The following is a 24,880-nucleotide window of genomic DNA, read 5'->3' on the forward strand; positions in this document are numbered from 1 at the left end:
GCAGCGGGGACGGCGGGAGAGGCGGAGAGGACGGAGGAGGCGGCGGGGGCCGACGGGGCGTGCTGCGGGCAAGGAAGATCCTCTGGCGTCGAGGGCTCATACGCGAAGCCCGTTCGTACGGTGCGGCCCGCGCCCTGCGCGGGCGCGGGTGCCAGCAGGTCTTCGGACTCGGGATCGACCGGACGGGACGCCTTCCCGGACGGCGTGTGCCGCCCAGTGGCCCGTGTCCCGCCCGTCCCCCTCACCGCTGCGCGTCAGTTCCGGACTCTCACCGGATTCCCTGACCCACCAGGTGGGTACGACTGGCTCCCGCAAGCTACCACAGGGTCATCCCGCCTCCGCGGGGGCGGCCGGCTGCCCGGCCGCCCCGTCCTGGCCCCTGGCGTCGCTCACAGGGGCGTCGCGGCGCGGAGGATGAGGAACATGGTGACGGCGGCGTTCGCGGACGACATCGCCGACACGGCGGTTCCGGCGGCCGCCGCCCACGCCGCCAGGCCCACGGAGGTGAACACCGAGGGCCAGGTGCGGGCCGTCGGCGCGGGGCCCAGCAGGGCGGCCACCCGGCGCGGCACCGGGCCGGGGGCCGCGAGGCCGGCGAGGGTGGCGACGGGGGTGCCCCGCGAGACGAGGGCCGCCTTGCCGATCGCGGTCGCCACCGCGCGGCGGCTGCCGACCGCCCGCGCGGCCGCCTCGTCCGCCCACCGCTCCGCCGTGTAGGCCACGGCGGTCCGCAGGGGCCGCAGGAACGGGTTGGCCAGCGCGGCGAGCCGGACGGCGAGCAGGAAGCGGTGGTGCCGGGCGGCGAGATGGGCCCGCTCGTGGGCGAACAGCGCGCGCCGCTCGGCCGGTTCGAGACAGTCGAGCAGGGCCGTGCTCACCACCACACGGTCCCGGTCCCCGCCGGGCAGCGCGTACGCGTAGGGCACGTCGTCCGGCAGTACGGCGACCCCGGTGCCCGGCAGCCCGGCCAGTGCGCGGTGGGCGCGGCGACGTACCCTGCCGTGCCGCCACAGGGCCCGTGCCGAGGCCACGACCACCGCGCACAACGCCGGGATCGCCGCCTTGCCGACGACTTCGTCGTACGGCACCGCCGCCCGGACCTCGGGGTCCGACCAGCCGTCCGGCAGGGGGTTGCCCGGCAGCTGCGCGGTGCCCACCACCATCACCAGGGCCAGGCAGACGGTGCTGCACAGCGCCATCACGGCGGCCACGGCGGTGAGCAGCCGGGTCGCGGTCCGCGGGTGCAGATGCTGTTCGGCCAGCCGGGCGATCGGCCACGCCGTCAGCGGCAGGACCAGTGGCAGGAAGACGAAGACCCCCATGAGGCGTCAGTCTTCCTCCGTGTCGGGCGTGTGCCCCAGGAGGTCGCGCAGCAGCCGCTCGTCGTCCGGGTCGAGGCCGGTGACGAAGCTGGCCAGCACCGCTTCCCGGTCGTTCTCGGCGTCCAGGACCTTGCGCATCTTGCGCGCGGCCAGGCCCGCCTGGTCCGAGGCGGGGGTCCAGGCGAAGGAGCGGCCCGCGCGCTCGCGGCCGACCGCCCCCTTCTCCAGCAGGCGGGTCAGGATCGTGATCACCGTGGTGTAGGCGAGGTCGCCGCCCAGGCGCTCCTGCACCCAGCCGGCCGTCGCGGGCCCGTCCGCCTCGCGCAGCGCCGACAGCACCAGCGCCTCCAGCTCGCCCTGGCCCCGCCGCCGCGGACGCCGGTGATCCGTCACGACCCGCCTCCTTCCGCCGCTGTGCGTCGTCCGAGGTCACATCGTATAGAAGTCCGTGCGGAGCCCTTCCCGAGCGCCCCGGACGGTCCCCGGGGGCCGCGTCCGCCGTTCCCCCACCGGTCTCCTTTCCTTCACCGCGCGGACCTCTCGGCGACCGACTCCGCCACCAAGATCACCCGGTGTAACACCGCTGTCATGTTCCCGACTTCAGGAGAACCGACGTGACCAGCCCCCTCAGGCGGCCGGCCGCCTACGCCCTCGCCGCGGCCGTCGCCCTGCTCCCCGCGATACCGGCCATGGCCGACAGCGACGACACGCTGCCGGCCGTGCACCCGCGGTCCGAGACGGCCCCCCTGTACGACGACGAGGCCGGCGGGAACGCCGACGCGGACGACCCCGCGATCTGGCGCAACCCGGCGAACCCCGACCGCAGCCTCGTCGTCGCCACGGCGAAGGAGGGCGGCCTGCGCGTCTACGACCTCGACGCGCAGCTGGTGCAGTCGGTCCCGGCTCCCCCCGGGCCCGGCCCCGACGACGCACCCGGCCGCTTCAACAACGTCGACCTCGTGCACGGCATGAAGCTGTCCACCGGACGGGCCGACCTCGCGGTCACCTCCGACCGGGGCAACGACCGGCTGCGCGTCTACCGCGTCGACCCGGCCAAGCCGGACCGCCCCCTCACGGACGTCACCGACCCGGCCGCCGCGCCGATCTTCTCCGCCGACCAGGACGAGATCAACGAGGAACGCACCGCGTACGGCCTGGCGACCTGGACCGACAAGGCGTCCGGCCGCTCGTACGCCCTGGTCAGCCAGCGTGAGCGCACCAGGCTCGCCCTGCTGGAGCTGACCGCGACCGACTCCGGGCACGTCGGCTACCGCCAGGTCCGCACCCTGGACCTGCCCGCTTCCTTCCGGCTGCCGAACGGCACCGACTGGTCCCCCTGCGGGGAGCCCGGCGAGCTGCCGCAGGTCGAGGGCATGGTCGTCGACCCGGCGAACGGCACCCTCTACGCCGGCCAGGAGGACGTCGGCGTCTGGCGTCTGCGCGCCGACCTGACCGGTACGCCCCGGCTCATCGACAAGGTCCGGGAGTACGGTGTCCCGGCCACCTACGACGAGCCCAGCGACGAGTGCGTCGCCGGTGAGGACCCCGGCTACGGCGGCACCCGGCTGACCGCCGACGTCGAGGGGCTGACGCTCCTCCAGGAGGCGGACGGCGACGGTTACCTGCTGGCCTCCAGCCAGGGTGACAACACCTTCGTCGCCTACGACCGCGAGATCGGCGACCGCAACGAGTACGAGGGCGGCTTCCGCGTCACGGCCGCCTCGGGCGGCCCGGACGGCTCCGAGGAGTGCGACGGCGCCGCGGTGCTGAACCAGCCGCTGGGCAGCCGCTACCCCAACGGCCTGCTCGTCGTGCAGGACGGCCACGACGCTCCCGGTGACGGCGACCGGTCCGCCACCAACTTCAAGTTCGTCGACCTGGGCAAGGTCATGGACACGCTCGACAGCTGACGCCGACGGGCACCGAGCCGGCTCAGCGGTCCGCGGCGCAGCAGTCGCCCGGACCGCCCGGGGCCGGCCCGGTGCCGAGGCGGCAGAAGCAGGAGGCGTCGACCCGCACGTCGGCCAGCGCGGCGGCGAACGTCAGCTGCTGCGCCACGATCCGCGCCTCCCCCGTCCTGCCCAGGCGTACCAGGCACTCGTGGAGTCCGTGCAGGGCCCAGACGTTGCCGGGGTGCTGCAGGGGGCGGGGCAGGGTGTCGTCCAGGCCCAGGTCGGCCCGGTAGACCGCCTCGGCCTCCGCGACACGGCCCTGTTCCAGGAGCAGGGCGCCGTAGGCGTGCCGGGTGGGCTGCATCCAGCCCCACGGTTCGTCGTACGGCAGGTTGTCGTCGAGTTCCACCGAGCGCTCCAGTGCGGCGAAGGCGGCGGCGTGGTCGCCCTTGCGGTACTCCAGTTCGCCGTCGAGCATGGCGGAGGCGACGGCGAGGATGTCGGCGCAGGTGTTGTTGAACAGCGTGCGTGTCCCCGGCACGCGGGCCACCGCCGCACGGAACAGGACGCGTTCGGCCTCCGCCCCGGCGATCTCGCCGGTGGCCGAGAGGGCGACTCCGCGGGCGTAGTGGAGCATCGCGGTCGTCACGCGGTACAGGTCCGGGTCGGCGGGCAGTGGCAGCCGGAGGATGTCCGCCCAGCGGCCGAACCGGATCAGCACGTGCACCCGCATGGCCAGGAAGCCCTCCAGCCAGTCGGCCATCGGGGGGCTCTCGACGCGCAGCAGTTCCTCCGGGACGGACGCCTCCAGTCGCGCGGCGGCGTCGAGGGCCACCTCGTACTGGCCGAGGAGCATCGCGCCGTAGATCTTGAAGTGGTGGTTGTGCGCACGGTAGAGGGTGTAGAAGTTCATCGCCCCGGCCCGCGCGTGGTACTTCTCGTCGGCGGCGATCGCGGCGCTGTTGTCCGACACCACGCGCCGGTAGTCGCCGCACAGCACTTCCAGGTGTGACGGCATGTGCAGGAGGTGCCCGGCGTCGGGTACGAGGCCGCGCAGCCGGTCGGCGACGGGCAGGGCCGCCTCGGGGGTGGCGGACATCTCCATCAGGTGGACGTACAGGTGCAGGACGCCCGGGTGGTCGCGTCCGGTCCCGGTGGCCAGCGCCCGGTCGAGGACGCCCTTCGCCTCGAGCGTGCGGGCCCCCTCGGCGGGCAGGCCCGTGCGCAGGTCCCACAGCTGCCAGGGCGTCAGGTTCATGAGCGCGTCGGCGTAGAGGGCGGCCACGTCCAGGTCGTCCGGGGCGAGTTCGTGGACGGCCCGCATGCTCTCGGCGTACGGCGCGTTCCACACCGAGCAGTCCTCGACGGCACGTGCCTGCGGGTAGCGGGCGCGCAGGGCGCCGATCAGGGCGCGTTCGACCGGGGTGGCCCGGTCCGCCTTCTCGTGGGCGCGTTCGACGGCGGCGTGGGTGCGGTCGACGGCCCGTGCGAGCTCCTGGGCGTCGAAGGCCTCCCAGGGCTTGTTGTAGTTGGGGCCGAGGGCGTAGGCGATGCCCCAGTGGGCCATGGCGCAGTCAGGGTCGGCCGCGGCGGCGGCCTCGAAGCAGGAGACGGCCTCCTCGTGGTGGAAGGCGTACGTCCACACGAGCCCGCGGTCGAACCACCGTTGCGCCTCCGGGGACGAGGTCGTCACGGGGCGGCCGTGGGTGCCGAGGTCGTAGTAGTCCATGGGGGGACGTATACCGCACACCCCGGCGGGCACGGAGGACTTCACGTGACGGTCACACCGACCGGTGCTCCCCGCCGGACGCGGCGCGCCCGGCGGGGGTGGGGGGACGGGGTGGTGCGGGTCAGCCGAAGTCCACGTCGCTGCACAGGAAGTACGTCTGGTCCATGTGCGACGCCTGCCAGATGGTGTAGACGACGTGCCGGCCGCTGAGGCCCGACGTGCTCACCGGGATCTCGTAGTTCTGGCTGGGGGCGTACCTGCCCGTGGTCGCGACCAGTTGGAGGTCGTCCCAGCCGAGGGGCTGCGTGGCGGGGTCGAAGCCCTGCCGGGTGACGTACACCCGGAAGTAGTCGGCGCCGTGGCTGGCCTGGTCGTACAGCTTGACGGTGAAGTCGTCGGTGACGGCCGTGGTCTTCCAGGCGCCCACGGTGTCCAGGGAGTCGTAGCGCCCGCCCTCGGTCCGGCCGCCGCTGCAGAGCTGGCCGTCGGGGACGACGGCCGGGAAGTTGCCGCCGGAGCCGTTGCGGTACAGGCCGTTCCAGTTCCACATGGCGTTGGGGTCGTCCTGCCACGCCTGCCAGCACATCGGGTCTTCCTGGGCCATGGCGGGGTTCTGGAAGTCGTCGCCCCAGCGCAGCCAGCAGCCGTAGTTGCGGGAGGCGGGGTCGACCACCGAGCCGTGGGCGACGGCGGTTCCGCTCCAGGGGACGAGGGTGAGCAGGGCCGCGGCGAGGGTGCCGAGCGCGAGGGTCGTACGGCGTCGGACACGACGGCCAATCGTGGCGCGATCATGACAAGTCATGGGTGTCCTTCCTTCACGTGGGGGGACGGCGGCTGCGAGGGCGAGGTCGCGCGGGTGCATGGGAGCGCTCCCAACAAGCCCTCGGTGAACAGGCTGCGCCCAGCCAAAGGGAACGGCAACGCGCGAATGCGCCACTTCCCGTCCGCGATGGCGTGTTCGATCCGTTCGACGGTGGCGTTCACTGCCGTGGCGCGGCGGTGGCACCAGGACGTGCCACCCCCTGGTCCGCGCAGCCGGGTGCCCGGCGACGACGATCGGGTTGTCGGCCGGCGGCTCGCCCGGCGGGCTCCTTGTCGGCGGCTCGCTCCCGGTGGAACGATGCCTACGGCACCGGCTCACCCACCGGAGGGACCGTCGTGGACGACGAGCAGCAACGGCGGCGGCCCGCCGCCGCGTTCGACGCGCTGGGCGCCGAGTACGAGAAGGCCTTCGCCTCGTCGAAGACGCACCGGCGCTCACTGAAGTGGCTGCTCGGTCGGCTCGCGCCGGGCAGCCGGGTGCTGGACGTCGGCAGCGGCACGGGCCGTCCCACCGCCGAGACGCTCGCGAACGCCGGGCACGAGGTACTGGGCATCGACGTCTCCCCCGTCATGGTGGACCTGGCGACGCGGCAGGTACCGGGCGCATCCTTCCGGTGCGCCGACATCCGCGACGTTCCGCTCGCGGACGGTTCCTTCGACGCGGTCTGCGTGTGCTTCTCACTGCTCCAGCTGGACCGCCGGGAGCAGACGGCGGTCGTCCGGCGCCTCGTACGGGCGCTGACACCGACGGGCTACATGGTCCTGGCCACCGTGCCGCTGGACGTGGAGGGCGTCGACGCCACCTTCATGGGGCAGCCCGTGCGCGTCACCAGCTTCACCGCGCAGGATCTCACCGCCGTGGCCGAGGAGGCCGGCCTGGAGGTGCTGGCGCAGGAGGCGTCGATGTTCACCCCGACCCACCCGGACGCCCGGCCGGAGCCGCACGTCTTCCTGCACTGCCGGCGCCGGGCCACCACCGCGCCGGGCGTCTGACCCCCGCGCCCGCGGACGGTACGCCGCCGTGGGCCTCCGCCCCGTACAGCCCCGGATGGGGTAACTGCGCACGCGCGGACCGGGACCCGCGGGCCAGAGTGAGCACCATGACAGCACCTGGCGAGCGACGGCGCGGCACGACCTCCGCGTCCACGACCACGCGGGAGCGTGCCGTGGGGGGCGCCCGGGACGCGGCCCGGCACGCCGCGGACGTCCGGTCCGAGCTGATCCGGCACCCCCTGGAGGGGGTCTCCGCGGTGTGCCGGAACGAGGACGACGGCTGGCTCGTGGACGTGGACGTGGTCGTGCCGGCGGCGGCACGCATCCCCGACAGCACCAGCCTGCTCGCCACCTGCGAGGCCGAGCTGGACCCGGGGGCGGGCGCCCTGCTGCGGTACCGCCGGCTCGCCCGCTACCGGCGCGGTGCCCAGGACCAGTGACCGGGCCCCCGGCCCGGCATCCGGAAGGACCACCGCATGATCACCCACGACGGCGAGGCCGTCTGCGCGCGCCGCGCCGGAAACCTCTACGACGCCCTCGGCATCGTCCTCGACCGCGGCATGGTGACCGACGCCTTCGTGCGCGTCTCCCCGGTCGGCAACGAGATCCTCACGACCGACGCCCGCATCGTGGCCGCGAGCGTCGGCACCTGTCTGCGGTACGCGGAGGCCCGCAGCCGGCTGGGCCCGGAGCACGGCGTGCGTTCCAGGACCGTGCCCGAGAGGTCCGGCGGTCCGGTCGCCAGGACCATGGGCAGGGCGGGTGCCGGGCGGACGGCGCGCACACGGCGCCGGCCCGGCCACGAGGCCGACGTCCGGCCGGCTGCGGCGCTCGCCCTCGGTGTCCTCCGCGGGGCGCGGCGCGCGGCGCGGGAGGTCCTGGACGAGGACGCCGTCGATGAGTCGGCCTTCGAACGGGAGGAGGAGCGCCTGCTCGCCCTCCTCGAACGCCCGGCGCGGCCCACCGGCCGCACGACAACCACGGATCCAGCGCGGAGAAGACACGCATGAACGACAACAGAGCGGCCATCGCCGCGGCCATGGCCGGCGGATACCTGCTGGGCCGCACGAAGAAGGCGAAACTGGCCTTCGCCGTCGCCTCCTACCTCGCGGGCCGGCGCATCGGTCCGGCCCCCGGCCAGGTGCTGTCCCAGGGGCTGGGCAGGCTCCAGCTGGCGCCGCAGTTCCAGGAGCTCTCGGACCAGGTGCGCGGCGAGCTGCTGACCGCCGGCCGCACGGCCGTCACCGCCGCGGCGAACCGCGGACTCACCGGCCTCGCCGACAACCTCCGCGCCCGAACCGACGCGCTCACCGGCGCGGGACGAGGAGGCGGCGGGGCGGCGGAGGACGGCGACGGCGACCACGGCCAGTACGACGACGGTGCCCCTGACGAGGACGCCTACGCGGACACCGACGCGGACACCTACGACGAGGACGCCTACTTCGACGACGAGGACCGGGAGGAGGACCGCGAACCCGCTCCCGCGCCGCCCCGGCGGGCCGACGAGAACGCTCGGCCGCGCAAGGCGGCCCCCGCGGGGAAGGCCGCCGCGGCCAGGAGCACCACGGGGTCGGGCGGTAGGCGCGGAGGTGGGCGCGGATGACCCCCACCCGGCAGGAGAGCGGGGGGCCGTCCCCCCTCGGCGACCTGAAGGACGCTCTCGGCGGCTACGTCACCGCCACGGGCCAGAGCCTCGTGGGCAAGGCGGGGGAACGGATCGGAGGGCTGACCGACCGGCTCACCTCGTCCGCCGACGGCCGCGGTTCCAAGGGCAGAGGCGGGTCACGCCGCCCGAGCGTCAAGGCGACGCACATCATGGAGACCGTCGACATCGGCGTCCCCCTGCGCACCGTCTACGACCAGTGGACCCGGATCGAGGACTTCAGCGGCTTCACCAAGGGCGTCCGCAACGTCTCCCCCAAGGACGAGATCACCTCCGACTGGATCGCCAAGATCGGTCCGTCGAGCCGCAGCTGGAAGGCGACGGTGCTCGAACAGGTCCCCGACGAGCGGATCGTCTGGACCTCCGAGGGCGCCAAGGGCAGTACGCGCGGCGCGGTCACCTTCCACGAGCTGGCGCCCCGGCTGACGCGGGTCGTCGTGGTCGTCGAGTACTACCCGGCGGGCTTCTTCGAGAAGACCGCCAACCTGTGGCGTGCCCAGGGACGCCGGCTGCGGCTGGACGTGAAGCACTTCGCGCGGCACGTGACCCTGATGGGCGACGAGGAAGTGGAGGGCTGGCGCGGGGAGATCCGTGACGGCGAGGTCGTCCGCAGCCACGAGGAGGCGCTGGAGGAGGAGAACGCCGGCGACGAGGAGGACGAGTACGACGCCGAAGAGGGCGAGGACGACGAGGAGAGCGTCGGGTACGGGAGGGACCAGGACGAGGACGAGGACGACGAGGAAGGTGAGCACGACGAGGGCGACCGGGACCACCGGGACGACCGGGACGACCGGGACCACCGGGAAGGTGAGGAAGACGACGAGGACGACGGAGGGCCGTACGAGGACGACGAACGTGCCCGCCCGTATCGCTGAGGGCGCGGGGAGTACGCGGTGACGGACGTCGACCCGCCGCTTCGCGAGCCCCGAGACGCAGACCTGCGCGCCCGTCACCGGCGACCTGGGCGCGCCGCTCGACCGTCTCCGGGGCCGTAGGGAACGGGCGGTGCAGGTGCGCGCCACCGAGCACGCGACCGGCACCGCCGTCGCCACCACCGGTGCCGGTGCCGCCGTCAGCGGCGGGCGTGCCTGCCTCAGCCGGGCCGGCGCTCGGTGCCGGGACCGGCAGGAGGCGCACGAGCGGCGCCGGCCGAGGCGGAGACCGTCGACGCGGAACTGCGGCCGTATCGGCCGTACGCCGTCGCCGCGACACGGCACCGCCCGCAGAGCGAGCGACCGACCGGGCGGCGCGCTCCGCAACCGCTCGGTGCCGCCCACCTGGTGGAGGACACGGCGTGCTCCGCCTGGACCCGCGCCCTCGCCGAGCTCGCCGCCGCCGGACGCATCCGGCCGTGGTCGGGGTGCCGGGGCCGTGGATCCCGTACTCCTTCGCCCGCTGGGACGAGCACCCGGACGCCACCGAGCGGGACGACACGGCACACGGGCGCACGGAACAGGGGCCCGCTCATGACCGCCTGGGCTCCCGGAAGCCGGGTCCGGCGCCCGTGCCCCGCGGCGGCCCGGAACCGTACGCACCGGTCGGGGGGCCGGAAGCGGCGCACACCCGGGACGACCGATCGCTATGATGGCGGCAAATCGCTCAAACGAACATTCCCGGGTGGAGGCCTGATGCGGGAGCCGGTCGATCTCAGGCGCCAGCGGATTCTGGCGGCGGTCCAGGCACGCGGCACCGCGCGGGTGCGCGATCTCGCCGACGAGTTGCAGGTCTCCGTGGTGACGGTGCGCCGGGACGTGGAGGAGCTGACGCGGGAGGGCAGGCTGCGGCGCGGGCACGGCGTCGTCCGGTCGACGCTGCCCGCACCGGACGCGCCCCCCGACGCGGCGGCGGCCGGGGACCGGGTGGCCGTGGTGGTCCCCGCGCGGCACTCGTATCTGAACGAGACCCTGCACGGCGCCCGCACGGTCCTGGAGGGGGCCGGGGTGCGCATAGCCCTGCACCTCGCGCCGCAGGCGTCCGGCGCCGAACGCCCGCTGGTGGAGCGCGCGCTGGCGGACGGGGCGCACGGGCTGCTGATCGCCCCGCGCTGGCGCGGCCGGGCCGAGGAGGAGGCCGACCACGAGTGGCTCGCCGCGCTCGGGGTGCCGACGGTGCTGATGGAGCGACGCCCGTGGCGCGGCAGCGCGCTGCACGCCCTGGACTCGGTGTGCTCGGACCACTGGTACGGCGCGCGTCTGGCCGTGGAGCACCTGGTGGGGCTCGGGCACCGGCGCATCGTCTTCGCCACGCGTCACGACAGCCCCACCGCGCGTTCGCTGCGGGCGGCCTTCGCCGAGATCGCGCGGGCGCATCCCCTGGTGGAGCGGTGGGCGTGGGCACTGATCGCGCCGGAGGCCGGGGCCGACGGACCGTACTCGGCCGACGAGACGGCCGAGTTGCCGGCGCTGCTGCGCAAGGTGGGCGCGACCGCCACGGTGCTGCACGGCGATGTGGACGCGCTGATGATCGTGCAGCGGCTGGCGGAGGAGGCGGTCCGGGTGCCGCGGGACTGCTCGGTCGTGGCGTACGACGACGTCGTGGCCGGGCTGGGTTCACCGCCGCTGACGGCCGTGTCGCCGCCGAAGACCGAGGTGGGGCGGATGGCGGCGGAGCTGCTGCTCCAGCGGCTGTCCGAGCCGCCGGGCAGCGGGCCGGGCCGGCGCGTGGAGTTGCTTCCGCGACTGATGGTGCGGGGATCCACGGACCGCCCGACCGATGTGAGCGTTTGAGCGTTTTATTTTCTTCTGATCGATCTATTGACCGTTTGTATCGGAGCCTTCAGGATTCCCGTGTCCCGAACAGTCGGGTCCGCACCCACGCGGACCCGCAGGAGCCGCGGGAGGCGCCATGCCCGGACGACCCAGCCGTCGGTCCGTGCTCGCCGCGATGGCCGCCGTACCCCTGACAGGAGCCGCGAGCGCCTGCAGCGGGGAGAACGGCGCCTCGTCGGCCCGCACGAGCAGCACCACACGCATCACCTTCTGGTCCGCCCTGCGCGGCAGCCAGCAGGTGGTCGACGCGTTCAACCGCACGCACAGGAACATCCAGGTGGAGTTCCAGCAGATCCCCTCCGGCGGGCAGGGCGGGTACGCCAAGCTCAGCAACGCCGCCCGGGCCGGCAACGCGCCCGACGTCGCCACCATCGAGTACCCGCAGGTGCCGGGGTACGCCATCGACGGCGTCGCCCGCGACATCACCGACCTCATCGGCGACCGCCTGCGCCGCAAGCTGCTGCCGCAGGCACTCGGTCTGACCACCTTCGAGGGACGGGTGTTCAGCGTGCCGCTGGACGTCGAACCCATGGTGATGCACTACCGCGCCGATCTGTTCGACCACTTCGGTCTGCGGGTCGCGCGCACCTGGGACGAGTTCGCCGAGCAGGCGGCGACCGTGCACCGGGAGGCGCCCGGCCGGCGCCTGGTGCTGTTCCCCACCGACGGCATGACCCAGTTCGCCGCGTACGCCTGGCAGGCGGGCGCCCGCTGGTTCGACACCTCCCGGGGCGCCTGGAACGTCTCCCTCGCCGACGCGCCCTCCCGACGGGTCGCGGACTACTGGCAGGGGCTCATCGACCGGGACGACGTCTTCGTGAACGCCGTAGAGAGCAGGCAGGCCGACGCGCAGATCGGCAACGGCCTGGTCCTCACCCGGCTCAGCGGCGCCTGGGACGCCGGCGCCCAGATGAACGCGCGGCCCGGGCAGAGGAACCAGTGGCGGATCGCCCCGCTGCCGCAGTGGGACACCGCCCGTCCTTCGGCCGGCACGCACGGCGGCTCGACCTTCGCCGTCACCAAGGACAGCCGCCACCCGGAGGCCGCCATGGAGTTCATCGAGTGGCAGGTCTCCCACCCGGACGCCCTGCGCGCCCGCCTCTCCAGCGGCACCAGCAGCCAGTACCCGGCCGCCCCCGACCTGGTCACCGTGGGCCGCGAGGCGTTCGACCGGTCGTACTACGGCGGACAGGACATCTACAGCCTGTTCGAGCAGGAGGCCGAGAGGATCGGCGAGGGATGGCTGTGGGGTCCGCGGATGAGCGCCACCCAGAAGGTCATGCAGGACTCCTTCGCCCGCGTCGGCGCCGGCCAGGGCTCCCTCGTCGAGTCCCTGCGCACCGCGCAGGAGGGCACGATGCCCGACCTCAAGGCCCTCGGCCTGTCCACCACCCAGCGCAGCACCTGAGCCGACGAAAGGCAGGTGACACCCCATGACCACGACCACCCGGCCACGGGTGCCGGCCGGCGCGTCCCGCGCCACCGTCCCGGCACCCTCCGCCTTCGGGCTGCGTGCCCGCAGAGCGGCGAAGCGCCGCCAACTGGCCGCCTGCGGCGTCCTGATGACGCCGTTCTTCGCCCTGCTGGTCACCGTCTTCCTGATCCCCGTCGGCACGGCGGTCCACCTCAGCTTCTACAGCGACGACCAGCCCGGCCTCGGCTTCGGCCCCGAACGCACGGTCTTCGTCGGTCTGCGCAGCTACGCGGCCGTCCTGGCCGACCCCACCTTCCTCGGGGGGCTCGGCACGGTGGCCCTGTACTGCCTGATCTACATCCCGCTCATGGTGCTCGGCGCGCTCGCCCTCGCCCTGCTGCTGGACTCCGGGGTGGTGCGGCTGCGCGCCTTCGCCCAGCTCGGCCTGTTCCTGCCGCACGCGGTGCCCGGCATCATCGCCGCACTGATCTGGCTGTACCTGTACACGCCGGGCATCAGCCCGGTGATCGACCTGTTCGCCCGCGCCGACATCACGATCGACTTCCTCGGCATCCACACGGTGATCCCATCCATCGTGAACATCGCCCTGTGGAGCAACCTCGGCTACAACATGGTGGTCTTCTACGCCGCCCTGCAGGCCGTGCCCCGCGAGGTGATCGAGGCGTCCGTGGTGGACGGCGCGGGACCGGTGCGCACGGCGCTCCAGGTCAAGACGCCACTGGTGCGGTCCTCGATCGTGATGGTCGCCATCTTCACCCTGATCTGGGCGCTCCAGCTGTTCACCGAGCCGATGCTGCTGAGCCAGTCCTCCCCCATGATCAACTCCCGCTTCTCACCCAGCATGTACATCTACGACGCGGCGTTCACCCGCAACAACTACAGCCTGGCGGCGGCCGCCTCGGTCGTCCTGCTCGTCTGCACCATCGCCCTGTCCTACGGCGTCACCCGCTTCACCAGTCGCGCCGACACCGCCGAGGAGGTCCGATGAGCGCCACCGACAGCTCCCTGCTCCGCCCGAGGCTGCTGGGCCGGGCGACGGTCAACGTGGTCGTCGCCGTCTCCGTCCTCTACACGCTGCTGCCCGTGCTCTGGCTGCTCCTCGCCTCCACGAAGACCCGGGACGCGCTGTTCAGCAGCGACCTGCTGTCCCTGAGCGACTTCTCGTTCGTGCAGAACCTCGAGGACCTGTTCGCCATGGACGGCGGACTGTACGGCCGCTGGTACCTCAACAGCCTGCTCTACGCGGTGCTCGGCGCCGCCCTCGGCGCGCTGCTGAGCGTCGCCTGCGGCTACGCCTTCGACAAGTACCGCTTCCGTCACAAGGAGAAGCTGTTCGGCCTGGTCCTCGCGGCGGTCATGGTGCCGCAGACCGTGCTCGCGCTGCCGCTGTACCTGATGGCCTCCGAGGCCGGCCTGGTCAACACCTTCTGGGCGGTGTTCATCCCGGTGCTGTTCAACCCGTTCGGCGTCTACCTCGGCCGCGTCTTCAGCCGGGGCTACGTGCCCGACGAGGTGCTGGAGGCGGCACGCGTCGACGGGGCGGGCGAGCTGACCACGTACGCGCGCGTGGCGCTCAGGATGCTCGGCCCCGGTCTGATCACCGTCTTCCTCTTCCAGCTCACCGCGATCTGGAACAACTTCTTCCTGCCCATGGTGATGCTGTCCGACCATGACCTGTATCCGGTCAGTCTCGGCCTGTACCAGTGGAACAGCTCGGCTTCCGTCTCGCCGGAGTACTACCCCGTGGTGATCATGGGTTCGCTGCTCGCCGTCCTGCCGCTCATCCTCGCCTTCGTGCTGCTCCAGCGTTTCTGGCGCAGCGGCCTGACCGCCGGAGCCGTCAAGTGACCGACCCGCACGCCCCCGACGCGCCCGGCCGCGGGTTCCGGCCCCGTGCCGCCGTGGCCATGTCCCAGGACGCCGCCGCGGCCGTCCTCGACCCGCAGTCGCTCGGCGCGTTCCGCCGGGTGTGCGACCTCGCGCCCCTCCCGGCGCTGGACGACCTGTCGACACCGCGGGCCGGATCCGTGCTGGCCGACGTCGAGCTGCTGATCACCGGCTGGGGCTGTCCGCCGCTGGACGCCGGGGTACTGCGGGCGGCGCCGCGGCTGCGGGCCGTGGTGCACACGGCGGGCAGCGTCCGGGGGCACGTCACCGACGCGTGCTGGGAGCGGGGGATCGAGGTGTCCTCCGCCGCCGCGGCCAACGCCGTGCCGGTGGCCGAGTACACCCTCGCGATGATCCTGCTCACCGGCAAGCGGGTGCTGGAGCGGGCCCGCGACTTCCGGGCCTCCCGCGTCCGCGGCAACTGGCTGCACACCCCGCGCAGCGTCGGCAACTACCGCCGCACGGTCGGCATCCTGTCGGCGTCGCTGATCGGCCGCCGGGTCGTGGAGCTGCTGCGCCCGCACGACATCGACGTCCTGCTGCACGATCCCTACGTCAGCGCGGCGGACGCCGCCGAACTCGGCGTCCAACGCGTCGAGCTGCCGGAGCTCTTCGCGCGCTGCGACACCGTCAGCGTGCACACCCCGCTGCTGCCCACCACCCGGGGCCTGGTCTCCCGCCCCCTGATCGACTCGATGCCGGCCGGGGGCGTACTGATCAACACCTCCCGGGGCGCGGTCGTCGACCAGGAAGCGCTCACCGACGCCGTCCTCGCGGGCCGGATCCGGGCCGTCCTCGACGTCACCGACCCCGAGGTGCTGCCCGCGGACCACCCGCTGTGGGACTGCGAGAACGCCCTGATCACCCCGCACCTCGCCGGCTCCGAGGGCAACGAGTGGCGCCGCCTGGCGGACCTCGCCCTCGCCGAGAGCGCCCGCTGGGCCTCCGGTGCCGGCTTCCTCCATCCCGTACGACGCGAAAGGCTGGCGTTCCTGGCATGAGCATCCCGTTCGAACTGCCCACCGAGAACCGGGCGCTGAGCCCGTACACCGGTTACACCCGGGCCCACTGGGAGGCCGTCGCGGACGGGCTGCTGGAGGCTGCGTGGCGCTGGAGCACTCCGGGCTCCGCCCTGCTCGACCTGCCGGGGCGGCCCTCGCGGTCGGGGGTGCGCTCCGACGGTCTGGAGGGCTTCGCCCGGACGTTCCTCGCGGCGGCGTTCCGGGTCGCGGGCGCCGACGGCGACGATCCGCACGGCTGGCTCGACCGGTACGCGCGGGGCCTCTCCGCGGGCACCCGCTCCCCCGGCCGCGACGACACCGAGTCCTGGCCGCTGATCCTCGACCACGACGTCCAGGGCCAGCCGATGGTCGAGTCGGCTTCGGTCGCCCTCGGGCTCAGGCTGACCGCGCCGTGGCTGTGGAAGCACCTCGACGCCGGGGTCCAGGACCGGGCGGAGGAGTGGCTGCGCGGATCGCTGCGGCACGTGCCGTCGCCGAACAACTGGTACCTGTTCCCGTACACGGTCGCCGGTTTCCTGGAGTCGGTCGGCCGCGGCGACGCCGAGACGGCCGCGGTGCGGGAGCGGGCGCTGGAGCTGATGGAAGGCTGGTACCGGGGCGAGGGCTGGTACGCCGACGGCGACGGCCGCGCCTTCGACCACTACAACGGCTGGGCCCTGCACCTGTACCCGGTGCTGGACGCCCATCTGTCGGGCGACACCGAGCAGGGTGCGCGGTACGGTGACCGGCTCCGTGCGCACCTGGAGAGCTACTCGCTGATGTTCGGCGGCGACGGGGCGCCGGTGCACTTCGGCCGGTCGCTGGCATACCGCTTCGCGGCCTCCTCGGCCGTGGGGCTGGGCGCGCTGACCGGGCACACGCCGCTGACGCCGGGTGCCTCGCGCCGGCTGGCGAGCGGCAGTCTGCGCTACTTCCTCGACCGCGGCTCGCTGACCGACGACGGGCTGCTCAGCCTGGGCTGGCACGGGCCGCACGAGGCGTCGCTGCAGCCGTACTCCGGCCCGGCCTCGCCGTACTGGGCGTCGAAGGCGTTCGTGTCGCTCCTCGCACCGGCCGGCCACCCGCTGTGGACGGCCGCGGAGGAACCCGCGCCGGTGGAGGTGGCCGACCGGGTCCTGGCCCTGAACGCCCCCGGGCTGCTGGTGCAGGCGACCCGCGACGACGGGATCGTACGGCTGCACAACCACGGCAGCGACCACGTGCGGCCGCACGAGGGTGAGACGGCCGCCGAGGACGACCCGCACTACGGGCGGCAGGCGTACTCGACCCGGACGGGCCCCACCGCGTCCGGCAACGTCGCGGACAACCACCTGTCGGTGGAGGTGAACGGCCGGCGCAGTGTGCGTCGCCGCGTCCATCCGCTCGGCGCGGGCCACGGCGACGGCTGGGGCTGGGCGGCGTCCTGGCACCGGCCCGTGTTCGCCGGCGGGCCTCCGATGGTGCCGGGGCTGCGGGTGGAGAGCGTGACCGTGGCGCGGGGGCCGTACGAGCTGCGGGTGCACCGGGTGGTCGGCGCGCCGGCCGGGACGCGGCTCACGCAGACCGGCTGGGCCACCGGCCCCGAGGAGCCCCTGGTCTCGGCGCTGCACGGCCTGCACGGCTGGCACCCCGAGCCCGGGACCGTGCGCGCCCCGCAGGGCACCGCCTACGCGCGGTGGGCCGAGATGCCCCGGCTGTCGGGCGACGCGGGCGGAACCTCCCTGCACGTGTGCCTGGCGGCGCTCACCGGTGAGCCGGGCCCCGCTGCGCCGGCGGAGGCCGTCGCGGAGGTCGTGGCCGACGCCACCGGCGTCGAGGTGACCTGGGCACTCGACGGCGCGCGCACACGGGTCACGTTCGACCCGGTGGGGGTGACCCACACGACGAGCTAGGCACGCACCGGACACCGCCTGGCACGGGCCGGAGCACACCACCCGGCACGGGCCGGAGCACACCACCCGGCACGGGCCGGGGCACACCGCCGGGCCCGTGACGGGCGCCGCCTGGCCCGGGCCGGGCCGGACGTCCGTGGCACGCCGGGCTCCTCCTGGTGCGCGCCGGGCACGCACCGGCCGTCCGGGCGCCCATGGCTCACGCCGGACACCTCCGGGCCCGTTGCCGGACATCCACGGCGGCTCGCGCCGAGCCCCTCGCGGTGCGCGCGGCCATGAGCGGTGGCGAGTTGTCAGGCCCCGGCCACATCCGCGTAGAGCAGCAGGCCCGGCGGAACTCCTGCCGGGAAACGACCGCCGCCACCACCATGGCCGACACTCCAGCACCCCGTCAGACCGACGGTCAGCGGCTCGCCCCAAGGCCAGGTGGCAGTGCACCAGGTAGGTGAGGCCGCCGCAGACGAGGGTGGCCGGCAGCGGGCGGTCAGGCGTCAGGGTCGGCTTCGGGGTGCGTGAAGCGCACGGGCTTGCCCAGCGACCGGGCGTAGGCGATCTCGGCTCGGGTGCTGTCGCCGACGTAGTCGCCGACCACGAGCACCTCGTCGGCGAGCCGGATCTTCGCCCGGTGCAGATCGCCGAGTCGGACCTTCAGCGCCTCGGCCTCGACAGGATCGGACCGAAGCGCGTGCGGCGACTTCATGTCACCGCTCGGTTTGACGACAATCCTCCCGGCTTCGGTCTCCCGCAGATCGGCCTCGGTCATCTCGGTCATGAAGCGGGTGGAGCCGCAGATCACGACGATACGCGGGAGGCTCAGCAGCTTCTTCGCGTCGGCGAGCTTCTCCTCGGGGGTGAGCAGGTGCGGGTATGACACTGGTTCCTCCTGGTGGTGTGGCCCAAGGGATGCCCGCGGGGACGAGAACGACGGTGTCCCGAGGGCATGCGGTTGACCGTCCGCGAGGAACGACCGCGTCCAGGGGCGTCAGTCCTGGACCGTACGTCATCGGCGCGGTCCTCTGCTTCCCGGGCGAGGCAGCGGGAGCCCGGGCCTCCGGGGCGACCGCTGCGGTCATCTCCCTCCCCGCTCCCACCGGCACCCTGTTCACCGCGTCGTCCGTGCTGGTCGACGGGCCGGCCGCGCGGTCACGCGTCGTCGGGGACGTGCTTGTCGCGCAGGGGCCGCAGGCCGCCGGGCAGGCCGGGAAGCCGGAAGGAGCAAGGCGGCGTCCACGGAGCGGGTGTTGAACAGCACGAGGACGTCGAGGACCAGGCCGAGCGACCCGATCCGGTCCTCCATGCCGTCCTGCAGCGCCGGCAGAGCTGCCCGGCGCGGCCGTGCAAGATCATCTTCCGGACGAGCGGGTGGCGGCCTTCCTGGAGGGTGGCCTGCACCTTGGTCCGGCGCCGGTAGCCGGGCTCCTCGGCGAGGCGCGGGATGGGTGACCGCGGCTACGACCACGACAAGTACCGCCGTCTGGTCCTGGAATCCCGGCTGCGGCATCCGCACTGACCTCCCGGAGGCAGACCTCGGGGCCGCCGGCGACCGTCTGCCGGTGCCGGCGGCCCCGAGGGTCCCGACCGCGGGACAGCGGCCTACGGGCGCTGCCTCACCCGGTCGACGATCCCCCAGTCCACCACGTGCGACAGCTGGATGTACTTCTCCTTCCCGGAAGCCGAGACCCGCTCGTCGCGGAAGCCGAGGAACTCGTACGACGCCGGATCGAAGATCAGGTACTTGCTCTTGTAGGACCCGCGCCCGGTATGGGCGATCCCCACCCCGGCCCGCCCGGCGGAGTCCTTCACTCCCGGGATCGTCCTGACGCCGGGCACGAGGGCCAGCGCCTCGTACGCCGCGGGGCGCAGTCCCCTGGGCAGCACCGGGTTCTTCAGGAGCTCGCCGAGCAGCCAGTAGGCCTCGTACCGATCGGGCTCGTCGAGATCGCCGATCGACCGGTCGTCGGCGCGGGAGCCGAAGGAGAGGATCGCCAGGACGAGCCTTTCCGGGTCCTGGGGGAGCTTCTTCAGCTCGCTCCACTTCCGGGGTGGCCACACCCCGCCGCCCTTCTCCTCGGCCTCCTCCCACATCTCGCGGCCCAGTTCCATGGACAAGGAGGGCTTGGAGACGTCCACCGAGTCCCACATCTCGTCGGTGTAGGACTTGACCTCGCCGGTCTCCTGCTCCGTCTCCTTGATGATCCGCTTCGAGTAGATGAACTGGTCGTCGCGGGGTGCCACCGGCTCCTTCTCCTGCTCGCGCTCCCACGCCGCCGCCCCGTTCAGCACCGTCGCGGCGGCGTTCTCCACCCGCGGGGTGCTCGTGCCCGGTGCGCCGCCCTCGCCGGAGCCGTCCGTGCCGGTCAGCACCGCCGTCCCCGCGACCGCCGTGGTGACCACCGCGGCCGCCGCGAGGCGCAGTGCACGGCGGCGGCTGGGGCCGGTGCCGGTGCGCCGGTCCGCGTGGGCCATCGCGTTGAGCAACTGGTGCCGGGCCCGGTCCCGGGCCGGACCGGTGAGCGGGGCCGCGTCCGCGTCCCACTCCCTCAAGAGTTCGAGTTCGTCATTCATGGTCGGACACCTCTCGCAGTGCCGTCGGATCGGATCCGCCCAATGCTTCGCGCAGCTTGCTGCGAGCCCGGTGCAGCCGTGATCTGACCGTGCCCACGGGGATACCGAGGGCCTGGGCCGCCTCCTCGTAGCCGAGATCACCCCAGGCCACCAGCAGCAGCACGTCCCGGTGCCGGGCGGGCAGCGCGGCCAGTGCCGCCGCCAGCTCGCGGCGTACGGCCCGCGCCACCACTCGGTCCGCGGCCCGGTCGGCCAGCGGCTCGTCGTGGTCGGCGGGGGCCGGGACCCGGGCCATGGCCCTGAACCGGCGGGCCTCGGCCCGCCTATGCCGGCCGACCAAGTTGGTCGCTATGCCGAACAGCCAGGGCCGGGCGTCGGCGCCCGCGCCGCGGGCCGGGTCGTAGCGATGCCGCTGCTGGAACGCGGTGGTGAAGGTCTCCGCCACGAGGTCGTCGGCGACCTCACCGCCGAGGCGGCGGGCCGCGTAGCGGTGCACGGCGTCGGCGTGCCGGTCGAAGAGCGCGGCGAACGCCTCGGGCTCGTCCCGGGACCGCGCGATCACTGAGGCGTCGCTCTCCGCATCGGCACGCGCGGTGCCGGTGCCGACGCCTGGTCCGACGGTCATCGGGGCTCCTCTCGTCCAAGGGACGACGCTCGAATACTTGGGCTTTCACCTGTCCTTCGCCCATCCCGCCGAAGCGGTTCCCTCAGCCCCCCTCGGCGACACCGTGGTCCGCGGCCACACCCGCATCCCGGCTCGTCCGCCTCGCCCACGGCCGGCTCGTGATCGACCCGGGCAGCGGCATCGGTATGCCCTACGGACGGACCGGAGCGTACTGGGCCCTGCTGGGCCCGGGCGGCGAACTCCGTACCACTCCGAGCTGACCGTCCCTCGGACGTCTGCGCGCAGTGCCGGTTGTCCGGCGCCGGACAGGAGTGGAGGAGGCCGGCCGCCTTGGTCTCCTTGGCGCGCTCGGTCTTGCCGAGGGCGCCGGCGCCCTTGAGGCCGTGATCAGATCGTCGCTCCCGGTCTGGACGCTCGGCGTTCCGCCCTTGCCCGTGCCGGGCGTCCGTGGCCCGTACCGGCGACCCGCCGCTCGTGCCGGACAGCCGCCGCCCGCAGCAGGCACCCGGGGCCCGCCGCCGGGCAGCCACCCGCGTCGTCCGTACGGGGGCGCCCGCGGCTCGTGTCAGGGCGTTTCCAGGGCCCCGACCGGTGTGTCCGGTCGGGGCCCTCCCTCGTGCGCGCGTCTCCGGTGGCGCGTCGCATCCGCGCCGGTGACGCTGGTACGGCACCGGTGAGAAGGAGCTCCCCCCATGCGCCAGTCGTCGTGGGCCGTGATCGCGGCCCTGGCCGTGTCGGTCCCGTGCGCCGCTCCGGCGAGGACCGTCGTACCCCGCGCCGCACACCGTCCGGGCGGCGTGAGAGCGACCGAACGCGTCCGGGGCGGCGGGGCGAACCTCCCTGCGGACCGGGAGGGGGCGGGCACCGGCTCCTCCACGGCACGCGGCCGGGGCGGTGTCCACGACGGGGAGACCCTCACCTGAGCCGACCGCTTCCGTTCCCCCGCGCCCATGCCTTGAGTCCCGATCGCTGGGTACGCGGTCACGGCCCCACACGCCCAGTCGGTACTCGAATCAACCCGGCCGCGTGCAGCGGCCCGCGCAGAACGGAGAAATGGCTGATGAGCGAGGCCAACCCCCTCAAGCGGGTAGCCCACAAGGTCACCGAGACCCTGCAGGGCGACGGTGGTGGACCGGCCGACGGGATTCCCGGCAAGCCCGGTCCCGAGTCGCCCCCCGTCGCCGAGCCCACCGAGCCCAGGGAGCCGCTGCCCCCGAAGCCGGACCAGAGCGGTCCGGACACCGTGTCGCCGACCGGCCAGCCGACCGGTGCCGAGCAGGCCCGGGTCGCGCAGTCCGGGAGCTATCTGACGAACGCCCAGGGCACGCGGCTGTACGACACCGACCACTCGCTGAAGGCCGGGCCGCGCGGGCCCGTGCTGCTGCAGGACCATCACCTGCGCGAGAAGGTCATGCACTTCGACCACGAGCGCATCCCGGAGCGCGTGGTGCACGCCCGGGGCGCCGGCGCGCACGGGGTCTTCCAGAGCTACGGCACGGCGGCCTCCGTGACCAAGGCCGGGTTCCTGGCGGCGGACGTGGAGACGCCGGTGTTCGTGCGGTTCTCCACGGTGGTCGGCTCGCGGGGGTCGTCCGACACCGTGCGCGACACCCGTGGTTTCGCGACGAAGTTCTACACCAGTGAGGGCGTCTTCGACCTGGTCGGCAACAACATCCCGGTCTTCTTCATCCAGGACGCCATCAAGTTCCCGGACGTCGTCCACGCCGCGAAGCCGCACCCCGACCGGGAGATCCCGCAGGCGCAGAGCGCGCACGACACCTTCTGGGACTTCGTCTCGCTGCACACCGAGGCGACCCACCACACCATCTTCTTCATGGGCGACCGCGGCATCCCGCGCTCCTACCGGATGATGGAGGGCTTCGGCGTCCACACCTTCCGGCTGGTGAACGCAGAGGGCGCCACGACGCTGGTGAAGTTCCACTGGAAGCCCAAGCTGGGCGTGCACTCCCTGGTGTGGGACGAGGCCCAGATCATCAACGGCGTCGACCCGGACTTCCACCGCCGGGACCTCGCCGACGCCATCGAGGCGGGCGCTCACCCGCAGTGGGAGCTGGGCATCCAGACCTTCCCCGACACCCCGGAGCAGACCTTCGAGGGCATCGACCTGCTCGACCCGACCAACATCGTCCCCGAGGAACTGGCCCCGGTGCAGCCGATCGGGCTGATGACCCTCAACCGCAACCCGTCCAACTTCTTCGCCGAGACCGAGCAGGTCGCCTTCCACGTCGGCCACCTCGTGCCCGGCATCGACATCACCGACGACCCGCTGCTCGCGGGGCGGCTGTTCTCGTACCTGGACACCCAGATCACGCGTCTGGGCGGCCCCAACTTCCCGCAGCTTCCGATCAACCGGCCGCACGCCCCGGTCAACGACATGCTGCGCGACGGCATGCACCAGACCGCCGTGCACCGAGGGGTGGCGCCCTACCGGCCCAACTCCCTCGACGGCGGGTGCCCGTTCGTGGCCGGGGCGGCCGAAGGCGCGTACATCGAGGCGCCGGTACGGGTCCCGGAGGCGACCAAGGTGAGGGAGGCGCCGGAGTCGTTCGCCGACCACTTCAGCCAGCCGCGCCGGTTCTGGCTGAGCATGAGCCCGGTGGAACGCGAGCACATCATCGGCGCCTACACCTTCGAACTCGGCAAGTGCTACGAACAGGCCGTCAGGGAGCGGACCCTCCAGGTCCTGGCCAACATCGACCCGGAGCTGTGCGCGGGCGTCGCCGAGGGGCTCGGCCTGCCCGCCCCGCAGCCGACCGTGCCACTGGCCGACGTCGAACCCAGCCCGGCGCTGTCCCAGGTCGGGCGCACCTGGCCCGTCGAGGGCCGGATCGTCGGCATCGTGACCGGCGGGGCCGATCTGGAGGGCGTGGCGGCCGTGCGGGAGGCGGTGCTGAACGCGGGGATGGTGCCGCTGGTGGTGGCGCCGACCGGCGGCACCATCGGTTCGGGCGGCGAGGCGCTGACCGTGCAGCGCAGCTACGTCACCGCGCGGTCCGTGGAGTTCGACGCCGTCCTGCTGGCGGGGACGCCCGAGATGGGCGGCGACGCCTACACGCCACGGGACTACAAGGCCGCTCCGGCACCCATGGGGCCGGGCGCGATCGACCCGCGGGTGAGCCTGCTGGTGTCGGAGGCCTTCCGGCACGGCAAGGCGATCGGCGTCTGGGCGGGCGGCGAGACGGCTCTCCAGGCCTCGGGCGTTCCCGCCGACGCTCCCGGTGTGGTCGTCGCCGAGTCCGGCACCGCGGCCCTGGCGCGGGTCACGGAGCTGATGGGCTCCCACCGGGTCTGGGAACGCTTCACCACCCCCCGGGGCTGATCCGCGCACCCGCCGGGCCGCTCGCCGTCGTCGGCGTCCGGCCCGGCGGCGTGTTCAGCACAGGACGCGCAGGGCCCCGGGCAGCACCCTGGCCGTGACGGGGACGACGGCCTCGACCTCGCCGTCGGCGCCGTAGGGTACGGCCCGGTCGGCGTCGATGCGGACCTCCCGGCCGCGCAGGACGCGCACCTGGGGCCTGCGCACGTGGGCGCCCGACCCGAGTTCGCTCATGAGGGCGAAGAACAGCCGTCGCGGCGCCTCGTGGATCATCACGACCTCCAGCAGTCCGTCGTCCACCCGGGCGGACGGGGCGATGAGGCGGTTGGAGCCGTAGTAGCCGGAGTTGGCGGCCACCACCGTGTAACCGGTGAACGCCCGTTCCTCGCCGTCGACGGTGACCCGGTAGCGCGTCGCACGCCAGCTCGCGACGGCACGCAGCGCACCCGCGTAGTAGGAGGCGGTACCGCGCAGCAGCCGCGCGTGGTTGGCGTGGCGGTTGGCGAGCGCGTCGACACCGGCGTAGACGCTGCCGAGCACGACGGTGCGGTCGTGGACGGCCGAGGTGACCTCGATGGTGTCGACCGGCCGCCCTCGCCCGCGCAGGAGCACCCGGGCGAGGGCGGCGGGCTCGGTGGGCAGGTCCAGGGCGCGGGCGAAGTCGTTGCCGCGGCCGGCCGGGACGAGGCCGAGCAGGGCCCCGGTGCCGCTGAGGGCACCGCCGATCCCGCCGGCCATGCCGTCGCCGCCCACGGCGAGCACCACCCGGCCCCGCTGTCCGGCCTGCCGGGCGAGCTCCCGGGCGTGCGCGAGGCTGCGGCTGTACTCGGTCTCGAGCTCCGCGCCCGCCTCCCGCAGCAGCCGGGCCACCCCGAGCAGCGCGGCGGCCGGGGCGGCACCGCCCGCGGTGGGGTTGACGACGGCGGTGAACTGTCGCATGGACGTGCCT

General features: G+C 73.6%; 22 protein-coding genes, 2 pseudogenes and 1 riboswitch. Of the genes and pseudogenes, 15 read left to right on the plus strand and 9 right to left on the minus strand.

The genetic code is table 11. The features are described 5' to 3' along the window. Positions 1-135: 135 nt before the first annotated feature. A riboswitch (cobalamin riboswitch) is annotated at positions 136-322 on the minus strand. 67 nt (positions 323-389) lie between these two features. Beyond that, positions 390-1,322 carry a M56 family metallopeptidase gene (locus tag KUM32_RS03855; RefSeq protein ID WP_217140337.1) on the minus strand — a complete coding sequence of 311 codons (933 nt, stop codon included), beginning with the start codon at positions 1,320-1,322 and terminating at the stop codon, positions 390-392. A gap of 6 nt (positions 1,323-1,328) precedes the next feature. Beyond that, the gene (locus KUM32_RS03860; RefSeq protein ID WP_217140338.1) at positions 1,329-1,715 is read right to left on the minus strand and encodes a BlaI/MecI/CopY family transcriptional regulator; all 387 of its coding nucleotides are present in this window, start codon (positions 1,713-1,715) and stop codon (positions 1,329-1,331) included. 221 nt (positions 1,716-1,936) lie between these two features. Here KUM32_RS03860 and KUM32_RS03865 point away from each other — a divergent pair, with 221 nt between their 5' ends. Beyond that, positions 1,937-3,232, plus strand: a complete 1,296-nt coding sequence (locus tag KUM32_RS03865; RefSeq protein ID WP_374227479.1) for a phytase — start codon at positions 1,937-1,939, stop codon at positions 3,230-3,232. 22 nt (positions 3,233-3,254) lie between these two features. Here KUM32_RS03865 and KUM32_RS03870 read toward each other — a convergent pair whose 3' ends face one another. Next, complete coding sequence (locus KUM32_RS03870) at positions 3,255-4,943, minus strand: hypothetical protein (RefSeq protein ID WP_217140339.1); 1,689 nt, start codon at positions 4,941-4,943, stop codon at positions 3,255-3,257. A gap of 121 nt (positions 4,944-5,064) precedes the next feature. After that, positions 5,065-5,745 (minus strand): lytic polysaccharide monooxygenase, encoded by a 681-nt coding sequence (locus KUM32_RS03875; protein WP_217140340.1) that lies wholly within the window; start codon positions 5,743-5,745, stop codon positions 5,065-5,067. A 356-nt stretch (positions 5,746-6,101) separates the two neighbouring features. On the opposite strand from KUM32_RS03875, the gene KUM32_RS03880 reads away from it, so the two are divergent. From KUM32_RS03880 to KUM32_RS03930, 11 genes are all read left to right on the plus strand, one after another. Continuing rightward, the gene (locus KUM32_RS03880; protein WP_217140341.1) at positions 6,102-6,758 is read left to right on the plus strand and encodes a bifunctional 2-polyprenyl-6-hydroxyphenol methylase/3-demethylubiquinol 3-O-methyltransferase UbiG; all 657 of its coding nucleotides are present in this window, start codon (positions 6,102-6,104) and stop codon (positions 6,756-6,758) included. A gap of 107 nt (positions 6,759-6,865) precedes the next feature. After that, positions 6,866-7,198: a gas vesicle protein GvpO gene (gvpO, locus tag KUM32_RS03885; protein ID WP_217140342.1), complete on the plus strand. Its 333-nt coding sequence runs from the start codon at positions 6,866-6,868 to the stop codon at positions 7,196-7,198. A 36-nt stretch (positions 7,199-7,234) separates the two neighbouring features. Next, positions 7,235-7,768 (plus strand): gas vesicle protein, encoded by a 534-nt coding sequence (locus tag KUM32_RS43200; protein ID WP_254404991.1) that lies wholly within the window; start codon positions 7,235-7,237, stop codon positions 7,766-7,768. Beyond that, positions 7,765-8,361, plus strand: a complete 597-nt coding sequence (locus KUM32_RS03895) for a hypothetical protein (protein ID WP_217140343.1) — start codon at positions 7,765-7,767, stop codon at positions 8,359-8,361. The genes KUM32_RS43200 and KUM32_RS03895 overlap by 4 nt, the downstream gene beginning before the upstream one ends. After that, positions 8,358-9,296, plus strand: coding sequence for an SRPBCC family protein (locus KUM32_RS03900; protein WP_217140344.1), 939 nt, complete (start codon positions 8,358-8,360; stop codon positions 9,294-9,296). The genes KUM32_RS03895 and KUM32_RS03900 overlap by 4 nt, the downstream gene beginning before the upstream one ends. Before the next feature lie 753 nt (positions 9,297-10,049). Further along, complete coding sequence (locus KUM32_RS03905) at positions 10,050-11,147, plus strand: substrate-binding domain-containing protein (protein ID WP_217140345.1); 1,098 nt, start codon at positions 10,050-10,052, stop codon at positions 11,145-11,147. Between the two features lie 118 nt (positions 11,148-11,265). Continuing rightward, on the plus strand, positions 11,266-12,597 hold the full coding sequence (locus KUM32_RS03910) for an ABC transporter substrate-binding protein (protein WP_217140346.1): 1,332 nt from the start codon (positions 11,266-11,268) through the stop codon (positions 12,595-12,597). Between the two features lie 25 nt (positions 12,598-12,622). After that, positions 12,623-13,612: a carbohydrate ABC transporter permease gene (locus KUM32_RS03915; RefSeq protein ID WP_217140347.1), complete on the plus strand. Its 990-nt coding sequence runs from the start codon at positions 12,623-12,625 to the stop codon at positions 13,610-13,612. Next, complete coding sequence (locus KUM32_RS03920) at positions 13,609-14,472, plus strand: carbohydrate ABC transporter permease (RefSeq protein ID WP_217140348.1); 864 nt, start codon at positions 13,609-13,611, stop codon at positions 14,470-14,472. Before KUM32_RS03915 ends, KUM32_RS03920 begins: the two co-directional genes overlap by 4 nt. Positions 14,473-14,531: 59 nt before the next feature. Then, positions 14,532-15,512 carry a hydroxyacid dehydrogenase gene (locus KUM32_RS03925; RefSeq protein WP_217140395.1) on the plus strand — a complete coding sequence of 327 codons (981 nt, stop codon included), beginning with the start codon at positions 14,532-14,534 and terminating at the stop codon, positions 15,510-15,512. Further along, positions 15,509-17,404, plus strand: a complete 1,896-nt coding sequence (locus tag KUM32_RS03930) for a DUF2264 domain-containing protein (protein ID WP_217140349.1) — start codon at positions 15,509-15,511, stop codon at positions 17,402-17,404. The genes KUM32_RS03925 and KUM32_RS03930 overlap by 4 nt, the downstream gene beginning before the upstream one ends. 484 nt (positions 17,405-17,888) lie before the next feature. Here the strand turns inward: KUM32_RS03930 and KUM32_RS03935 are convergent, their stop codons facing one another. The 4 genes and pseudogenes from KUM32_RS03935 to KUM32_RS03945 form a co-directional block, all read right to left on the minus strand. After that, positions 17,889-18,278, minus strand: a complete 390-nt coding sequence (locus tag KUM32_RS03935) for a DUF4406 domain-containing protein (protein WP_217140350.1) — start codon at positions 18,276-18,278, stop codon at positions 17,889-17,891. A gap of 269 nt (positions 18,279-18,547) precedes the next feature. Then, positions 18,548-18,841, minus strand: a pseudogene (locus KUM32_RS45190) (Tn3 family transposase); the annotation flags it as partial. Between the two features lie 156 nt (positions 18,842-18,997). Next, positions 18,998-19,969 (minus strand): CU044_5270 family protein, encoded by a 972-nt coding sequence (locus KUM32_RS03940; protein WP_217140351.1) that lies wholly within the window; start codon positions 19,967-19,969, stop codon positions 18,998-19,000. Beyond that, entirely contained in the window at positions 19,962-20,594 is a 633-nt protein-coding gene (locus KUM32_RS03945; protein WP_217140352.1) for an RNA polymerase sigma factor, read from the minus strand. The genes KUM32_RS03940 and KUM32_RS03945 overlap by 8 nt, the downstream gene beginning before the upstream one ends. A 100-nt stretch (positions 20,595-20,694) precedes the next feature. Here KUM32_RS03945 and KUM32_RS43205 point away from each other — a divergent pair. The 3 genes and pseudogenes from KUM32_RS43205 to KUM32_RS03955 all read left to right on the plus strand — a co-directional run. Continuing rightward, positions 20,695-20,845: pseudogene (locus KUM32_RS43205) on the plus strand (metallophosphoesterase); the annotation flags it as partial. A gap of 441 nt (positions 20,846-21,286) precedes the next feature. Next, on the plus strand, positions 21,287-21,517 hold the full coding sequence (locus KUM32_RS03950) for a hypothetical protein (protein ID WP_217140353.1): 231 nt from the start codon (positions 21,287-21,289) through the stop codon (positions 21,515-21,517). 137 nt (positions 21,518-21,654) lie between these two features. Beyond that, positions 21,655-23,934 carry a catalase gene (locus KUM32_RS03955; RefSeq protein WP_217140354.1) on the plus strand — a complete coding sequence of 760 codons (2,280 nt, stop codon included), beginning with the start codon at positions 21,655-21,657 and terminating at the stop codon, positions 23,932-23,934. Positions 23,935-23,988: 54 nt separating this feature from the next. Here KUM32_RS03955 and KUM32_RS03960 read toward each other — a convergent pair whose 3' ends face one another. Beyond that, entirely contained in the window at positions 23,989-24,870 is an 882-nt protein-coding gene (locus KUM32_RS03960; protein ID WP_217140355.1) for a YegS/Rv2252/BmrU family lipid kinase, read from the minus strand. Positions 24,871-24,880 lie beyond the last annotated feature (10 nt).

It is taken from the genome of Streptomyces sp. AC627_RSS907, from assembly GCF_019049165.1.

What these genes read in the sequence shown, in the direction of transcription:
- KUM32_RS03900 (WP_217140344.1), top strand. Translation starts at nt 8,358, where the DNA reads ATGACCCCCACCCGGCAGGAGAGCGGGGGGCCGTCCCCCCTCGGCGAC.
- KUM32_RS03915 (WP_217140347.1), top strand. Translation starts at nt 12,623, where the DNA reads ATGACCACGACCACCCGGCCACGGGTGCCGGCCGGCGCGTCCCGCGCC.
- KUM32_RS03905 (WP_217140345.1), top strand. Translation starts at nt 10,050, where the DNA reads ATGCGGGAGCCGGTCGATCTCAGGCGCCAGCGGATTCTGGCGGCGGTC.
- KUM32_RS03955 (WP_217140354.1), top strand. Translation starts at nt 21,655, where the DNA reads ATGAGCGAGGCCAACCCCCTCAAGCGGGTAGCCCACAAGGTCACCGAG.
- KUM32_RS03870 (WP_217140339.1), bottom strand. Translation starts at nt 4,943, where the DNA reads ATGGACTACTACGACCTCGGCACCCACGGCCGCCCCGTGACGACCTCG.
- KUM32_RS43200 (WP_254404991.1), top strand. Translation starts at nt 7,235, where the DNA reads ATGATCACCCACGACGGCGAGGCCGTCTGCGCGCGCCGCGCCGGAAAC.
- KUM32_RS03875 (WP_217140340.1), bottom strand. Translation starts at nt 5,745, where the DNA reads ATGACTTGTCATGATCGCGCCACGATTGGCCGTCGTGTCCGACGCCGT.
- gvpO (WP_217140342.1), top strand. Translation starts at nt 6,866, where the DNA reads ATGACAGCACCTGGCGAGCGACGGCGCGGCACGACCTCCGCGTCCACG.
- KUM32_RS03925 (WP_217140395.1), top strand. Translation starts at nt 14,532, where the DNA reads ATGTCCCAGGACGCCGCCGCGGCCGTCCTCGACCCGCAGTCGCTCGGC.
- KUM32_RS03930 (WP_217140349.1), top strand. Translation starts at nt 15,509, where the DNA reads ATGAGCATCCCGTTCGAACTGCCCACCGAGAACCGGGCGCTGAGCCCG.
- KUM32_RS03910 (WP_217140346.1), top strand. Translation starts at nt 11,266, where the DNA reads ATGCCCGGACGACCCAGCCGTCGGTCCGTGCTCGCCGCGATGGCCGCC.
- KUM32_RS03960 (WP_217140355.1), bottom strand. Translation starts at nt 24,870, where the DNA reads ATGCGACAGTTCACCGCCGTCGTCAACCCCACCGCGGGCGGTGCCGCC.
- KUM32_RS03945 (WP_217140352.1), bottom strand. Translation starts at nt 20,594, where the DNA reads ATGACCGTCGGACCAGGCGTCGGCACCGGCACCGCGCGTGCCGATGCG.
- KUM32_RS03920 (WP_217140348.1), top strand. Translation starts at nt 13,609, where the DNA reads ATGAGCGCCACCGACAGCTCCCTGCTCCGCCCGAGGCTGCTGGGCCGG.
- KUM32_RS03895 (WP_217140343.1), top strand. Translation starts at nt 7,765, where the DNA reads ATGAACGACAACAGAGCGGCCATCGCCGCGGCCATGGCCGGCGGATAC.
- KUM32_RS03950 (WP_217140353.1), top strand. Translation starts at nt 21,287, where the DNA reads ATGCGCCAGTCGTCGTGGGCCGTGATCGCGGCCCTGGCCGTGTCGGTC.
- KUM32_RS03855 (WP_217140337.1), bottom strand. Translation starts at nt 1,322, where the DNA reads ATGGGGGTCTTCGTCTTCCTGCCACTGGTCCTGCCGCTGACGGCGTGG.
- KUM32_RS03940 (WP_217140351.1), bottom strand. Translation starts at nt 19,969, where the DNA reads ATGAATGACGAACTCGAACTCTTGAGGGAGTGGGACGCGGACGCGGCC.